This window comes from Micromonospora sp. NBC_00898, from assembly GCF_045207895.1.
In the GTDB taxonomy this organism is placed as follows: Bacteria; Actinomycetota; Actinomycetes; order Mycobacteriales; family Micromonosporaceae; genus Micromonospora.
On sequence record NZ_CP108775.1, the window covers coordinates 6678238 to 6693572 of the forward strand.

The 15335-nt window shown below is 69.2% G+C and carries 10 protein-coding genes; all 10 read left to right on the top strand.

Annotation, left to right across the window (positions count from 1 at the left end; genetic code table 11):
- The first annotated feature begins 13 nt into the window (after window positions 1–13).
- Window positions 14–397 carry a 50S ribosomal protein L7/L12 gene (rplL, locus tag OG799_RS32490; protein ID WP_406040680.1) on the top strand — a complete coding sequence of 128 codons (384 nt, stop codon included), beginning with the start codon at window positions 14–16 and terminating at the stop codon, window positions 395–397.
- Window positions 398–972: 575 nt separating this feature from the next.
- Window positions 973–4404, top strand: coding sequence for a DNA-directed RNA polymerase subunit beta (locus OG799_RS32495; protein ID WP_406040682.1), 3432 nt, complete (start codon window positions 973–975; stop codon window positions 4402–4404).
- 84 nt (window positions 4405–4488) lie between these two features.
- On the top strand, window positions 4489–8376 hold the full coding sequence (locus OG799_RS32500; RefSeq protein WP_406040684.1) for a DNA-directed RNA polymerase subunit beta': 3888 nt from the start codon (window positions 4489–4491) through the stop codon (window positions 8374–8376).
- 116 nt (window positions 8377–8492) lie between these two features.
- Window positions 8493–9107 (top strand): helix-turn-helix domain-containing protein, encoded by a 615-nt coding sequence (locus OG799_RS32505; protein WP_406040686.1) that lies wholly within the window; start codon window positions 8493–8495, stop codon window positions 9105–9107.
- Window positions 9082–10425: an MFS transporter gene (locus OG799_RS32510; RefSeq protein ID WP_406040688.1), complete on the top strand. Its 1344-nt coding sequence runs from the start codon at window positions 9082–9084 to the stop codon at window positions 10423–10425. The genes OG799_RS32505 and OG799_RS32510 overlap by 26 nt, the downstream gene beginning before the upstream one ends.
- The gene (locus OG799_RS32515; protein ID WP_406040690.1) at window positions 10361–10729 is read left to right on the top strand and encodes a hypothetical protein; all 369 of its coding nucleotides are present in this window, start codon (window positions 10361–10363) and stop codon (window positions 10727–10729) included. The genes OG799_RS32510 and OG799_RS32515 overlap by 65 nt, the downstream gene beginning before the upstream one ends.
- 528 nt (window positions 10730–11257) lie before the next feature.
- A complete protein-coding gene (locus OG799_RS32520; RefSeq protein WP_406046475.1) occupies window positions 11258–11713 on the top strand; it encodes a hypothetical protein in 456 nt (151 codons plus the stop codon).
- A gap of 536 nt (window positions 11714–12249) precedes the next feature.
- Window positions 12250–12624, top strand: coding sequence for a 30S ribosomal protein S12 (rpsL, locus tag OG799_RS32525; RefSeq protein WP_007465318.1), 375 nt, complete (start codon window positions 12250–12252; stop codon window positions 12622–12624).
- 1 nt (window position 12625) lies between these two features.
- The gene (gene rpsG / locus OG799_RS32530) at window positions 12626–13096 is read left to right on the top strand and encodes a 30S ribosomal protein S7 (RefSeq protein ID WP_088647009.1); all 471 of its coding nucleotides are present in this window, start codon (window positions 12626–12628) and stop codon (window positions 13094–13096) included.
- A 75-nt stretch (window positions 13097–13171) separates the two neighbouring features.
- On the top strand, window positions 13172–15268 hold the full coding sequence (gene fusA / locus OG799_RS32535) for an elongation factor G (RefSeq protein WP_406040693.1): 2097 nt from the start codon (window positions 13172–13174) through the stop codon (window positions 15266–15268).
- Window positions 15269–15335 lie beyond the last annotated feature (67 nt).

Here is a 15335-nt window from a genome sequence, read left to right on the forward strand (position 1 = left end):
AAGGACGCCAGACATGGCGAAGCTCAGCACCGACGAGCTGCTCGACGCGTTCAAGGAGATGACGCTGATCGAGCTCTCTGAGTTCGTGAAGCAGTTCGAGGAGACCTTCGAGGTCACCGCCGCCGCTCCGGTCGCGGTCGCCGCCGCCGGTGGCGCTGCCGCTCCGGCCGAGGCCGAGCCGGAGAAGGACGAGTTCGACGTCATCCTCGACGCCGACGGTGGCAAGAAGATCCAGGTCATCAAGGTCGTGCGTGAGCTGACCGGCCTGGGCCTCAAGGAGGCCAAGGACCTGGTCGAGGCCGCGCCGAAGGCGGTCCTGGAGAAGGTCAACAAGGAGACCGCCGACAAGGCCAAGGCCAAGCTCGAGGGCGAGGGCGCCAAGGTCACCCTCAAGTGACCTTGCGTTCGACCTGACGCGCGTCCGGCTCACGTGAGCCGGGGCACACCGCGTCGCGGCGGGCGGTGATCCGGGAACGGATCGCCGCCCGCTGTGGTTGGTGGGTTCCGGTGGCAGCGGTGTGAGCAGGGCGTCCAGGTCCCGCGCAGCGGCTGTACAGCGAGGCCTGTCGGTAGTCCGTCGGTGGGAAGTACACCCCGACCGGTAACCGGCCCTTGACGCGACACCAGGCTGACAGGCACGCTGACACCAGCAAGACCTTCCGCGCTTGCAACGGCCACCTCTTGGGTAATGGCAGCGGCAGCACCACCGCCCGCCGCACCCGAGCGGACCGGCAGGGACATCGCGTTCCGAGCGGCCCGGTAGACCCGGTTTTCCGAGGTCCCGAGGCGAGTTCCGCGATGACCTGCGGGGTGGGCTGGACAGCGGTTAGCCTCTCGGCTACACTGCTAGTTTGCGCTGCCTTCCGTCTTGACCCCTGCTCGGAAATGTCCGTTTACGGATAATTCTGGTGGGGTCATTGGAGTGCACGCGTACCAGCCGTTCTGCAGCACCGGTCCTCGGAAGGACGCATCTTGGCAGCTTCCCGCCCTGCGAAGACCAGTCGTACGTCGAGCGCTTTCGCTCCCCGCCGAGTTTCTTTCGGCAGGATCACCGAACACCTCGAGGTCCCCAACCTCCTCGCCATCCAGAACGAGTCCTTCGACTGGCTCGTCGGCAACGAGGCTTGGCAGGGCCGATCGGCGGACGACCCGCACGCACGCTCGGGTCTCGCGGAGATCCTCGAAGAGATCAGTCCCATTGAGGACTTCTCCGGCACCATGTCGCTCTCCTTCTCGGCGCCGCGCTTCGACGAGGTCAAGGCCTCGATCGAGGAGTGCAAGGAGAAGGACCTGACCTACTGCGCTCCGCTGTTCGTGACCGCGGAGTTCACCAACAACACCACTGGCGAGATCAAGAGCCAGACGGTGTTCATGGGCGACTTCCCGATGATGACGCCGAAGGGCACCTTCGTCATCAACGGCACCGAGCGCGTCGTGGTCAGTCAGCTCGTCCGGTCCCCGGGCGTCTACTTCGACAAGCAGCCGGACAAGACCTCCGACCGCGACCTCTCCAGCGTCAAGGTCATCCCGAGCCGGGGTGCCTGGCTGGAGTTCGACATCGACAAGCGCGACACGGTCGGCGTCCGCATCGACCGCAAGCGCCGGCAGGCCGTCACCGTCCTGCTCAAGGCCATCGGGTGGTCCGCGGAGCAGATCCGCGAGAAGTTCGGCTGGTCCGAGCTGATGATGACGACGCTCGAGAAGGACCACATCGCCGGCCAGGACGAGGCGCTGCTCGACATCTACCGGAAGCTCCGCCCTGGCGAGCCGCCGACCCGTGAGAACGCCCAGACCCTGCTCGACAACCTCTTCTTCAACCCGAAGCGGTACGACGTCGCCAAGGTCGGTCGTTACAAGTTCAACAAGAAGCTCGAAGTCGACGTGCCGATCACCACCGGCACGCTGACCGAGGACGACATCGTCGCCACCGTGGAGTACCTCTGCCGGCTGCACGCCGGTGAGGACGGCTACGAGGCCGACGACATCGATCACTTCGGCAACCGGCGCCTGCGTACCGTGGGCGAGCTGATCCAGAACCAGGTCCGGGTCGGTCTTTCCCGGATGGAGCGGGTCGTCCGCGAGCGGATGACCACCCAGGACGTCGAGGCGATCACGCCGCAGACCCTGATCAACATCCGCCCGGTGGTGGCGGCGATCAAGGAGTTCTTCGGCACGTCGCAGCTGTCCCAGTTCATGGACCAGACCAACCCGCTGGCGGGTCTGACCCACCGGCGCCGACTGAGCGCGCTCGGCCCGGGTGGTCTGTCCCGGGAGCGGGCCGGCTTCGAGGTCCGTGACGTGCACCCGTCCCACTACGGCCGGATGTGCCCGATCGAGACGCCGGAAGGCCCGAACATCGGTCTGATCGGCGCCCTGTCCACCTTCGCCCGGGTCAACCCGTTCGGCTTCATCGAGACGCCGTACCGGAAGGTCGTCGAGGGTCGGGTCACCGACCAGATCGACTACCTGACCGCGGACGAGGAGGACCGGTACGTCAAGGCCCAGGCCAACGCGCCACTCAAGGCCGACGGCACGTTCGCCGAGGACCGGGTCCTGTGCCGCCGTAAGGGCGGCGAGACCGAGGACGTGGTTCCCGGCGCCGTCGACTACATGGACGTCTCGCCGCGGCAGATGGTCTCGGTCGCGACCGCGATGATCCCGTTCCTCGAGCACGACGACGCCAACCGGGCGCTGATGGGCGCGAACATGCAGCGCCAGGCGGTGCCGCTGGTCAAGGCCGAGTCGCCGCTGGTCGGTACGGGCATGGAGTACCGGGCGGCCGTCGACGCCGGCGACGTGGTCGTCGCCGAGGTCGGCGGTGTGATCGAGGACCTCTGCGCCGACTACGTGACGATCCACCAGGACGACGGCCACCGTCGGACGTACCTGCTGCACAAGTTCCGCCGTTCCAACGCCGGCTCCTGCGTGAACCAGAAGCCGGTCGTCTTTGAGGGCGACCGCGTCGAGGCCGGTCAGGTCATCGCCGACGGTCCGTGCACCGACGAGGGCGAGATGGCGCTCGGGCGCAACCTGCTCGTGGCGTTCATGTGCTGGGAGGGCCACAACTACGAGGACGCGATCATCCTGTCGCAGCGCCTCGTGCAGCAGGACGTGCTCACCTCGATCCACATCGAGGAGCACGAGGTCGACGCCCGGGACACCAAGCTCGGCCCGGAGGAGATCACCCGCGACATCCCGAACGTCAGCGAGGAAATGCTCGCCGACCTCGACGAGCGCGGCATCATCCGGATCGGCGCCGAGGTCGTCCCCGGCGACATCCTGGTCGGCAAGGTCACGCCGAAGGGCGAGACCGAGCTGACCCCGGAGGAGCGGCTGCTCCGCGCGATCTTCGGCGAGAAGGCGCGCGAGGTCCGGGACACCTCGCTGAAGGTGCCGCACGGCGAGACCGGCACGGTCATCGGTGTGCGTACCTTCTCCCGCGAGGACGGCGACGAGCTGCCCCCGGGCGTCAACGAGCTGGTCCGGGTGTACGTCGCCCAGAAGCGCAAGATCCAGGACGGTGACAAGCTCGCCGGCCGGCACGGCAACAAGGGCGTCATCTCCAAGATCCTGCCGGTCGAGGACATGCCGTTCCTCGAGGACGGCACCCCGGTCGACATCGTGCTCAACCCGCTGGGTGTGCCCTCCCGGATGAACATCGGCCAGGTCCTGGAGACCCACCTCGGGTGGGTCGCCAAGACCGGCTGGAACGTGGAAGGCGACGACGCGGCGTGGAAGAAGCAGCTGCGCTCGATCGACGCCCACGTGTCGGAGCCGGACACCAACGTGGCCACCCCGGTCTTCGACGGCGCCCGGGAGGAGGAGATCTCCGGTCTGCTCGCGTCGACCCTGCCCAACCGGGACGGCAAGCAGCTGATCGGCTCCTCGGGTAAGGCGCAGCTGTTCGACGGTCGTTCCGGTGAGCCGCTGCCGGACCCGATCGCGGTCGGCTACATCTACATCCTGAAGCTCAACCACCTGGTCGACGACAAGATCCACGCCCGGTCGACCGGCCCGTACTCGATGATCACGCAGCAGCCGCTGGGTGGTAAGGCGCAGTTCGGTGGCCAGCGCTTCGGTGAGATGGAGTGCTGGGCGATGCAGGCGTACGGCGCCGCCTACGCCCTGCAGGAGCTGCTGACGATCAAGTCCGACGACGTCCTCGGCCGGGTCAAGGTCTACGAGGCGATCGTCAAGGGCGAGAACATCCCCGAGCCGGGCATCCCGGAGTCGTTCAAGGTGCTGCTCAAGGAGCTGCAGTCGCTGTGCCTCAACGTCGAGGTGCTCTCCAGCGACGGTGTGGCCCTGGAGATGCGCGAGACCGACGACGAGGTGTTCCGGGCGGCGGAGGAGCTGGGCATCGACCTGTCCCGGCGCGAGCCGAGCTCGGTCGAAGAGGTCTGAGGTGAGCGGTCGGGAGCCGGCTCGCCGCCGGCTCCCGACCCCACCCACTAGCTAGGCAGTACAGACGACGACATAGGGGACATAGTGCTCGACGTCAACTTCTTCGACGAGCTGCGCATCGGCCTCGCCACCGCCGACGACATCCGTCAGTGGTCGCACGGTGAGGTCAAGAAGCCCGAGACGATCAACTACCGCACGCTCAAGCCGGAAAAGGACGGGCTCTTCTGCGAGAAGATCTTCGGTCCGCAGCGGGACTGGGAGTGCTACTGCGGTAAGTACAAGCGGGTCCGCTTCAAGGGCATCATCTGCGAGCGCTGCGGCGTCGAGGTGACCCGTTCCAAGGTCCGTCGTGAGCGGATGGGGCACATCGAGCTGGCCGCTCCGGTGACCCACATCTGGTACTTCAAGGGCGTGCCGAGCCGGCTGGGCTACCTGCTGGACCTCGCCCCCAAGGACCTCGAGAAGATCATCTACTTCGCCTCGTACGTCGTGACGAGCGTGGACGCCGAGTCGCGTCACCGTGACCTCTCGACCATCGAGAACGAGATCCTGGCCGAGAAGCGGCAGGCCGAGAACAGCCGCGACTCGGAGATCGAGAAGCGGGCCGCCAAGCTCGAGGCCGACCTGGCCGAGCTGGAGGCCGAGGGTGCCAAGGCGGACGTCCGGCGTAAGGTCAAGGAGGGCGGAGAGCGCGAGATGCGCCAGATCCGCGACCGGGCCCAGCGCGAGATCGACCGCCTCGACGAGGTCCTCGACACCTTCCGCAAGCTGGAGCCGAAGCAGCTGGTCACCGACGAGCTGCTCTACCGCGAGCTGCGCGACCGCTTCGGCGAGTACTTCACCGGCGGCATGGGCGCCGAGGCCATCAAGGCCCTGGTCCAGAACATGGACCTGGGGGCCGAGGCCGAGAGCCTGCGCGAGACCATCCGCTCCGGCAAGGGCCAGCGGAAGATCCGGGCGCTCAAGCGGCTGAAGGTCGTCGCGGCGTTCCAGAACACCCGCAACTCGCCGCTCGGCATGGTGCTGGACTGCGTCCCGGTCATCCCGCCGGACCTGCGTCCGATGGTGCAGCTGGACGGTGGCCGCTTCGCGACCTCCGACCTGAACGACCTGTACCGCCGGGTGATCAACCGGAACAACCGCCTCAAGCGGCTGATCGACCTCGGCGCGCCCGAGATCATCGTCAACAACGAGAAGCGGATGCTCCAGGAGGCCGTCGACGCGCTGTTCGACAACGGTCGCCGCGGCCGCCCGGTCACCGGTCCGGGTAACCGCCCGCTGAAGTCGCTCTCCGACATGCTCAAGGGCAAGCAGGGCCGGTTCCGCCAGAACCTGCTGGGCAAGCGCGTCGACTACTCCGGCCGTTCGGTCATCGTGGTCGGCCCGAAGCTCAAGCTGCACCAGTGCGGCCTGCCCAAGCAGATGGCGCTGGAGCTGTTCAAGCCGTTCGTGATGAAGCGGCTGGTCGACCTCAACCACGCGCAGAACATCAAGTCCGCCAAGCGGATGGTCGAGCGGCAGCGGCCGGTCGTGTGGGACGTGCTGGAAGAGGTCATCGGCGAGCACCCGGTGCTGCTGAACCGCGCGCCGACCCTGCACCGGCTGGGCATCCAGGCCTTCGAGCCGCAGCTGGTCGAGGGCAAGGCCATCCAGATCCACCCGCTGGTCTGCACCGCGTTCAACGCCGACTTCGACGGTGACCAGATGGCGGTGCACGTGCCGCTGTCCGCCGAGGCCCAGGCCGAGGCGCGGATCCTGATGCTGTCGTCGAACAACATCCTCAAGCCGGCGGACGGCAAGCCGGTCACCATGCCCACCCAGGACATGGTCATCGGCCTGTACCACCTCACCCACCTCACCCCCGGTGAGCAGGGCGAGGGCCGGGCGTTCAGCTCGGACGCCGAGGCGCGGATGGCGTTCGACAACGGCGAGCTGCACCTGCAGGCTCCGGTCAAGATCCGGCTGCGCGGCGTCATCGGTGTCGACAACGGCGCCGGCGCCGAGCCGTGGACCGCGCCGGAGGGCTGGGTCGAGGGCGAGCCGCTGACGGTGGACACCACCCTCGGTCGGGTGCTGTTCAACGAGACGCTGCCGCAGGGCTACCGCTTCGTGAACTACGAGATCCGCAAGGGTCAGCTGTCCGCGATCGTCAACGACCTCGCCGAGCGCTTCCCGAAGGTGGCCCTGGCGGCCACCCTCGACGGGCTCAAGGAGGCCGGTTTCCACTGGGCCACCTGGTCCGGCGTGACGATCGGTATGGAGGACGTCATCGCTCCGCCGCGCAAGCGGGAGATCCTGGAGAAGTACGAGAAGGAAGCCGACCGGATCGACAAGCAGTACCAGCGTGGCCTGATGACCGCCGAGGAGCGCCGCGGCGAGCTCATCGAGATCTGGACCAAGGCGACCAACGAGGTCGCCAAGGAGATGGACACCGCGCTGCCGCAGGAGAACCCGCTGTGGAAGATGATCAACTCGGGTGCCCGCGGTAACCTGCTCCAGCTCCGGCAGATCGCGGCGATCCGTGGTCTGGTGGCCAACCCGAAGGGTGAGATCATCCCGCGGCCCATCAAGGCCTCGTACCGGGAGGGTCTGTCCGTGCTGGAGTACTTCATCTCCACGCACGGTGCCCGTAAGGGTCTCGCGGACACCGCCCTGCGTACCGCCGACTCGGGTTACCTGACCCGTCGTCTGGTGGACGTCTCGCAGGACGTCATCATCCGCGAGGAGGACTGCGGCACCGACCGGGCCATCCCGATGCAGATCGGCGAGCGGCTCGACGGCAAGCTGGTGGTCCACACCCACGCGGAGACCAGCGTGCACGCCCGGACCCTGGCCGACGACATCAAGGGGCCGGACGGGACCGTCGTCGCCGAGCGGGGCCAGGACCTCAACTCGATCCTGGTCGACAAGATCGTCGCCGCCGGGACCGAGACGGTGCGGGTGCGCAGCGTGCTCACCTGTGAGTCGAAGCTGGGCGTCTGCGCGGCCTGCTACGGCCGTTCGCTGCCGACCGGCAAGTCGGTCGACATCGGCGAGGCGGTCGGCATCATCGCCGCCCAGTCCATCGGTGAGCCGGGCACGCAGCTGACGATGCGTACCTTCCACACCGGTGGTGTCGCGGGTGAGGACATCACCCAGGGTCTGCCGCGTGTCCAGGAGATCTTCGAGGCCCGGGTCCCGAAGGGTAAGGCGCCCATCGCCGACACCCCCGGCCGGATCCGGATCGAGGACGGCGAGCGGTCCCGGAAGATCATCGTGGTGCCGGACGACGGCAGCGACGAGATCGTCTACGACAAGATCTCCAAGCGGGTCAAGCTGCGGACCCACGACGGCGGTCACGTCGAGGTCGGCGAGAAGCTCACCGAGGGCACCATCGACCCGCACGAGCTGCTCCGCATCCTCGGCCCGCGGGCGGTCCAGGTCCACCTGACCCAGGAGGTCCAGGAGGTCTACCGCTCGCAGGGGGTGCTCATCCACGACAAGCACATCGAGATCATCATCCGCCAGATGCTCAAGCGGGTGACGGTCATCGACTCCGGCTCGACCGAGTTCCTGCCGGGTGTGCTGGTCGACCGGGCGCTCTTCGAGTCGGAGAACCGCCGGCTCGTCGGCGAGGGTGGCGAGCCTGCCGCCGGTCGCCCGGTGCTGATGGGTATCACCAAGGCCTCGCTGGCCACCGACTCCTGGCTCTCGGCGGCCTCCTTCCAGGAGACCACCCGGGTGCTGACCGACGCGGCGATCAACTCGCGCAGCGACTCGCTCGTCGGCCTCAAGGAGAACGTGATCATCGGTAAGCTCATCCCGGCCGGTACGGGCATCAGCAAGTACCGCAACGTCCGGGTCGAGCCGACCGAGGAGGCGAAGGCCAAGGTCTACTCGATGACCGGCTACCCGGAGACCGACTACGGCTTCGGGCCGGCCAGCGGCCAGGCGGTTCCGCTGGACGACTTCGACTTCGGGTCGTACCGCTAAGCAGTAGAAGACGACGAGGCCCCCGGCGGTTGCCGGGGGCCTCGTCGCGTCTCCGGTCGCACCATGTGAAGAGAAGGCTCTCGAAAGAACTCTCTCGAGAGAGTAGTCTCGACGTCATGGAGAGCGAGGAACAACGCACCCTCACTGACGCCCGGGAGTTGCGGGCGCTCAGCCATCCCGTACGACTGGCCCTGATCGAGGCCCTCGGTGCCGGTCCGCTGACCGCCACCCAGGCGGGCGAGCTGATCGGGGAGAGCTCGACCACCTGCTCGTTCCACCTCCGGCAGTTGGCCCGCTACGGCTTCGTCGAGGAGGCAGGCGGCGGCCGGGGGCGGGCGCGGCCCTGGCGGCTGACCCGGCGCGGCTGGTCCGCGCCGGCCCGCCCCGAAGACCCCGACTGGACCCGCGCCTCCCAGGCGCTCGACCGGGTGCTGCTCGACCGGTACTTCCAACGACTGCGCCGCTTCGTCGACGACGCCCCCACCTACCCCCGCGAGTGGTACCGGGCCGCCACCGGGCAGCAGCATCTCTTCCATCTCACCGCCGACGAGCTGGCCGAGTTCGTCGGGGCCTACCGGGAGCTGGTCGCCGGTTTCACCGCCCGCTTCGACGGGCGCCGCACCGACGCCGATGCCCGTCCGGCCGGATCGCGCCCGGTCGAGCTGCTCTTCTTCGGGTATCCCGTCGAGCCCCCGGAGGCGTCGGATGTCGACCCGTCGACTGCTGGCTGACCGGCAGGCCCGGCGCTACCTCACCGGGCAGACCCTTTCCCTGGTCGGGGACAGCTCGATGTGGCTGGCCTGCGGGATCTGGGTGAAGGAGCTGACCGGCAGCAACGGCGCGGCCGGCCTGACGTTCCTCTTCTTCACCGCGCCCGCGCTGCTGGCGCCCCTGGCCGGGCTGCTCGCCGACCGGCTGCCGCGCCGCCGCCTGCTGGTCGCCGCCAATCTGGCCGGCGCGGCGATCCTGCTGCCGCTGCTGGCCGTCCGCGGCCCGGACCAGGTCGGCCTGATCTACGCGGTGATGTTCCTCTACGGCTGCCTCAATCTGGTCATCGCGCCAGCCCAGTCCGCCCTGCTGGTGAACCTGCTTCCGGAGGAGCTGCTGGCCGACGCGAACGCGTTGCTGCGCACCATCCAGGAGAGCCTGCGCCTGCTCGCCCCGCTCGCCGGTGCCGGCCTGTACGCGCTGCTCGGCGGGGTGGCGGTGGCGGTGCTGGACATGGTGACCTTCGTCGCCGCGGCGGCGCTGCTGCTCTTTCTGCGGGTGCCGGACCCGGCACCCGATCGGGCGGTCCGCGCGGGTGGCTTCCTGCGGCACTGGTCGGGCGAGGCGGCGGCCGGCCTTCGGCACCTGACCGGCCACCCGGTGCTCCGCCGGGTGGTGCTCGCGACCGTGCTGCTCGCTCTGGTGCTCGGCTTCGCCGAGTCGACCGCGTACGCCGTAGTGGATCGCGGACTCGGACGGCCTCCGGAGTTCCTCGGCGTGCTCCAGGCGGCGCAGGGCCTCGGTGCGGTCCTCGGGGGGCTGGGCAGTGCGGCGGCGGTCCGCCGGTTCGGCGAGATCCGGGTCGCTGCGGTGGCCTTCCTCTGCTGGGCGGTCGGCGCGGCGCTGGCCGCCCCTCCGGTGCTCGGCGTGGTGCTGGCCGGTCGGGTCTGCTCCGGGGCCGGTCTGACCGTCATGGCGATCGCCCTGCTCACCCTCCTCCAACGCAGCGCGCCCGCACAGCTCCAGGGCCGGGTGTACGCCGGCTTCGAGGTGGCCACCACCGTTCCCCAGACCGCGTCGATCGGGCTCGGGGCGTACCTCATCGGGGTGCTCGACTACCGCGCACTCCTCCTCACCGAGGCCGCGGTGGTGGTGCTGGCGGCGCTGCTGTTGCTGCGGGCAGAGCGGTTCACGCCGGCTGACGGCGCGGGTCCGGCGGTGGAGCGGACGGACGGGTCCGGGTCGCCGGCCGGGCCGGCGGGGCATGATGGGGGACATGACGACCGCACCCGGGCCGGCACCCGTCGCCCAGCACGGGCCGCGCCATCCGCTCGATCCTGAGCCGACCCGGTCGACGAAGGCCCGCGCGGTCTTCGCCCTGGGCCTGATCGGGGCGCTGACTGGGCTCTTCGTCGGTGGGGTGGTGCCGTCGACGATCGCCCTCCAGCTCGCCAGGCAGGCCCGTCGGGAGGCGTTCGCCTCGGGTGGCTTCCTGACCGGCGGGGACCGGCTGCGGCGTGGGGAGCGGCTGGCCTGGACCGGCCTGGTGCTGGCGGCCGTGGCGGTGGTGGCGGCGGTGGTGATCGGGGTGGTCCGGCTCGCCGACGCCCCCTTCGGGCACGACTACGCCCCGAACGTCGACTGACCGCCGCAGGGGGAGGCGCCCGCGCCCGGGCCCGCCGGCGGGGGCGGCGACGGTAGCCTGGCCGGTGTCCGCCGCGCCGCGGTGGGCGAGGCGCGTCGACAGGAGGACCTCGTGACGGAACCGGCCGCACCGTCGGGCGGCGAGCCGATCCGGTCCGGTCCGGACCGTCCCGGGTCCGCGCCGGTCGAGTCCGCTCCGGAGGCGGGCCCGACCAGCCCGTGGGCCGCGCCGGGCGCCGAGATCGACGAGGGGCCGAGCGCGCCGCCGGAGGTCGCCACCGTCGGGTACGCGCCGCCGCCGGCCCGGCCGTCCGCGCCGTCCGCCGGCCAGCAGGAGGCGTACCCCGGAGGCTGGTCGCCCGGCTCCACGCCGGGTCAGCAGCCCTGGTCGGCGCCACCGGCCGGTACGTCGTACGGGCCCGTCCCGGGGCACCAGCAGCCGCCGGCAGGTTGGCCGGGGGCGCCGGGGTACCCCCACGCGCCCGGCTTCCCCGGTGCCGCGCCGCCGCCCGGTGTCGGTTGGGGGCCGATGCCGCCGGCGGTCGGTCCCCGGCCCGGGCCGGTGCCGCCGCCCCCGCGCGAGCCGGCCCGCCCGCCGAAGCGGGTCGACCCGGTCCCCGGCACGCCCTTCGGCGTGGTCCACCTGGACGTGCCGCCGGTGACCTCGGGATTGGCAGTCGGGTCGCTGGTGACCGGCATCGCCGCCATCGGAGTCTCGCTCCTGGTGTTCTGCTTCGGGCTCGCCGGCCCGGACTACGGCGGCGCCTGGGCCGCCGGGGCGTTCACCGTGCTCGGCGCGCTGGCCGGGACGGCCGCGATCGTCGCCGGTCTGCTGGCCCGCCGGCAGATCCGCCGGCCGGCGCCGCCGCCCGCGGTCCACTTCACCGGCAACGGGCTCGCCGTCGCTGGCCTGAGCTGCGGCGGGGCGGGGTTGCTGCTCAGCCTGCTCGGGCTCGGCCTGGCGCTGGCCTTCCAGTTGATGTGACCGGAGTCACCTTTCGGTCGGGCGCGTCCGTGACCTCGACGGCCGGGCGGACCTGCGGGTTCGGCCCCCGGGCGGTACCGGGGCCGCCGGGCCGCCCGGTGGGGAAGCCGGTACACTTGTAACCGTAGGTGCCCATTGCGGGTGGGCAGGCATGACGGGTCCGACCGGCGGGCTGCGACGCAGTTCTCCCGGACCGCTCCGTTTTGACCTGCGCGGCTGTGGTAGGTACTCTTTCCCCTTGTGCCCGGGCCAGCCCGGGCAATGCGTGCGTGCGCTGGAACCGGTCCACCCGGTGATCGCGCGGAGCACGATCAAAGCCAAAGATCCGGCGTTCGGTGATCCGTGTGCCGGGGACACACCCGGTACGACGCGCGAGCGGCGGCATCGGGACCGTGATCCGGGCGACACGCCCGACCGCGGGTGCTGGGACCACCACCAGGTGGTCCCGGTTGGAAGGTACGAGAGCCGTCCATCAGGCCGGCTACGAGCAGACGGCGCGGTCGCCTCGCAGCGGCCGAAGGGAGCGGAGAAACCCGGTGCCCACCATCCAGCAGCTGGTCCGAAAGGGCCGCCAGGCCAAGACGACCAAGACGAAGACCCCGGCGCTGAAGGGTTCGCCCCAGCGGCGCGGTGTGTGCACCCGTGTGTACACCACCACCCCGAAGAAGCCGAACTCGGCGCTCCGCAAGGTCGCTCGTGTCAAGCTCAGCAGCCAGATCGAAGTGACCGCCTACATCCCGGGCGTCGGTCACAACCTGCAGGAGCACTCGATCGTGCTCGTCCGCGGCGGCCGGGTGAAGGACCTCCCCGGCGTGCGGTACAAGATCGTCCGCGGTTCGCTGGACACCCAGGGTGTCCGCAACCGCAAGCAGGCGCGCAGCCGGTACGGCGCGAAGAAGGAGAAGAGCTGACATGCCGCGTAAGGGACCCGCTCCGCGGAAGCCGCTCGTCGCTGACCCGGTGTACAACTCGCCTCTGGTCACCCAGCTGGTGAACAAGATCCTGATGCGCGGCAAGCGTCAGCTCGCCGAGCGCATCGTGTACGCCGCCCTGGAGGGCTGCCGCGAGAAGAGCGGCACCGACCCGGTCGTCACCCTGAAGCGGGCGATGGACAACGTCAAGCCGACCCTCGAGGTCCGCAGCCGCCGTGTCGGTGGCGCGACCTACCAGGTGCCGGTCGAGGTCCGTCCGGCCCGGGCCACCACCCTCGGGCTGCGCTGGCTGGTGACCTACTCCAAGGCCCGGCGCGAGAAGACCATGGTCGAGCGGCTGATGAACGAGCTGCTGGACGCGAGCAACGGTCTGGGTGCCGCCGTCAAGCGGCGCGAGGACACGCACAAGATGGCCGAGTCCAACAAGGCCTTCGCGCACTACCGCTGGTAACACCCTGGTTCCGGCGCCCACGAGGCGCCGGAACCGCCACCAGTTGTGTCGAGACGACGATAAGTAGGGATTGAAGTGGCCGCCGCAGACGCGCTCGCCAACGTACGCAACATCGGCATCATGGCGCACATCGATGCCGGTAAGACCACGACCACCGAGCGGATCCTGTTCTACACCGGTATCACGTACAAGATCGGTGAGGTCCACGAGGGTGCTGCCGTCATGGACTGGATGGAGCAGGAGCAGGAGCGTGGTATCACCATCACCTCCGCTGCTACCAAGTGTGAGTGGAAGGGCCACACGATCCAGATCATCGACACGCCCGGTCACGTCGACTTCACGGTCGAGGTCGAGCGGTCGCTGCGGGTGCTGGATGGTGCGGTTGCTGTCTACGACGGTGTCGCCGGCGTGGAGCCGCAGACGGAGAACGTCTGGCGTCAGGCCGACAAGTACCACGTTCCCCGGATGTGCTTCGTCAACAAGCTCGACCGGACCGGTGCCGACTTCTTCCGCTGCGTGCAGATGATGATCGACCGGCTCAACGCCACCCCGCTGGTGCTCCAGATCCCGATCGGGCTCGAGGGCGACCACATCGGTGTCGTGGACCTGATCGAAATGAAGGCGCTCACCTGGCGCGGGGAGACCCAGAAGGGTGAGGACTACGCCATCGAGGAGATCCCGGCCGAGCTGGCCGACTCCGCGGCCGAGTGGCGCGAGAAGCTGGTGGAGACCCTGGCCGACGTCGACGACGCGGTGATGGAGAAGTACCTGGAGGGCGAGGAGGTCTCCGTCGCGGAGATCAAGGCCGCCATCCGGCGCGCCACCATCGCCAGCAAGGCCAACCCGGTGCTCTGCGGCTCGGCGTTCAAGAACAAGGGCGTCCAGCCCATGCTCGACGCCGTCGTCGACTTCCTGCCGTCGCCGCTGGACGTCCCGGCGATCGAGGGTACGGCCACCGACGGCGAGACTCCGCTGCAGCGGAAGCCGTCGAAGAACGAGCCGTTCTCCGGCCTCGCCTTCAAGATCCAGACCGACAAGCACCTCGGCAAGCTCACCTACGTGCGGGTCTACTCCGGCACGCTCGACTCCGGATCTCAGGTGGTCAACTCCACCAAGGACCGGAAGGAGCGGATCGGCAAGATCTACCAGATGCACGCCAACAAGCGGGAAGAGCGCGGCTCGGCCCAGGCTGGCGACATCATCGCGGTGCAGGGTCTCAAGCAGACCACCACCGGTGACACGCTCTGCGACCCGGCGAACCCGGTGATCCTGGAGTCGATGACCTTCCCCGAGCCGGTCATCTCGGTGGCGATCGAGCCGAAGACCAAGGCCGACCAGGAGAAGCTGGGCACGGCCATCCAGCGGCTGGCCGAGGAGGACCCGACCTTCCGCGTCAAGCTGGACGAGGAGACCGGTCAGACGGTCATCTCCGGCATGGGCGAGCTGCACTTGGACATCCTGGTCGACCGGATGCGCCGCGAGTTCAACGTCGAGGCGAACATCGGTAAGCCGCAGGTGGCGTACCGCGAGACGATCCGCCGCAAGGTGGAGAAGGTCGAGTACACCCACAAGAAGCAGACCGGTGGTTCCGGCCAGTACGCCCGCGTGATCGTGAGCATCGAGCCGCTGCCGCTGGACAACGACTCGCCGACCTACGAGTTCGCGAACGCCGTCACCGGTGGCCGCATCCCCCGGGAGTTCATCCCTTCGGTGGACGCGGGTGCCCAGGACGCGATGCAGTACGGCATTCTCGCCGGCTTCCCGCTGGTGGGTGTCAAGCTGACGCTGCTGGACGGCCAGTACCACGAGGTCGACTCGTCGGAAATGGCATTCAAGATCGCCGGCTCGATGGTGATGAAGGAGGCGGCCCGCAAGGCCGACCCCGCACTGCTCGAGCCGATGATGGCCGTTGAAGTCACCACTCCTGAGGAGAACATGGGTGACGTCATCGGCGACCTCAACTCCCGCCGCGGCATCATCCAGGCGATGGAGGAGCGCAGCGGCGCCCGCATCGTCCGGGCCCTGGTGCCGTTGTCGGAGATGTTCGGCTACGTCGGCGACCTGCGGTCGAAGACCCAGGGCCGGGCTAGCTACAGCATGCAGTTCGACTCCTACGCCGAGGTTCCGCAGAGCGTGGCGAAGGAGATCATCGCCAAGGCGACGGGTGAGTGACCTCACCTGAGTTGATCCGATGATCGGTGGCTGGTCGCGGGAGGGTTTCCCCGCCCGCGGCCACCAC

What these genes read in the sequence shown, in the direction of transcription:
- rplL (WP_406040680.1), top strand. Translation starts at nt 14, where the DNA reads ATGGCGAAGCTCAGCACCGACGAGCTGCTCGACGCGTTCAAGGAGATG.
- OG799_RS32505 (WP_406040686.1), top strand. Translation starts at nt 8,493, where the DNA reads ATGGAGAGCGAGGAACAACGCACCCTCACTGACGCCCGGGAGTTGCGG.
- OG799_RS32510 (WP_406040688.1), top strand. Translation starts at nt 9,082, where the DNA reads ATGTCGACCCGTCGACTGCTGGCTGACCGGCAGGCCCGGCGCTACCTC.
- OG799_RS32515 (WP_406040690.1), top strand. Translation starts at nt 10,361, where the DNA reads ATGACGACCGCACCCGGGCCGGCACCCGTCGCCCAGCACGGGCCGCGC.
- OG799_RS32520 (WP_406046475.1), top strand. Translation starts at nt 11,258, where the DNA reads ATGCCGCCGGCGGTCGGTCCCCGGCCCGGGCCGGTGCCGCCGCCCCCG.
- rpsG (WP_088647009.1), top strand. Translation starts at nt 12,626, where the DNA reads ATGCCGCGTAAGGGACCCGCTCCGCGGAAGCCGCTCGTCGCTGACCCG.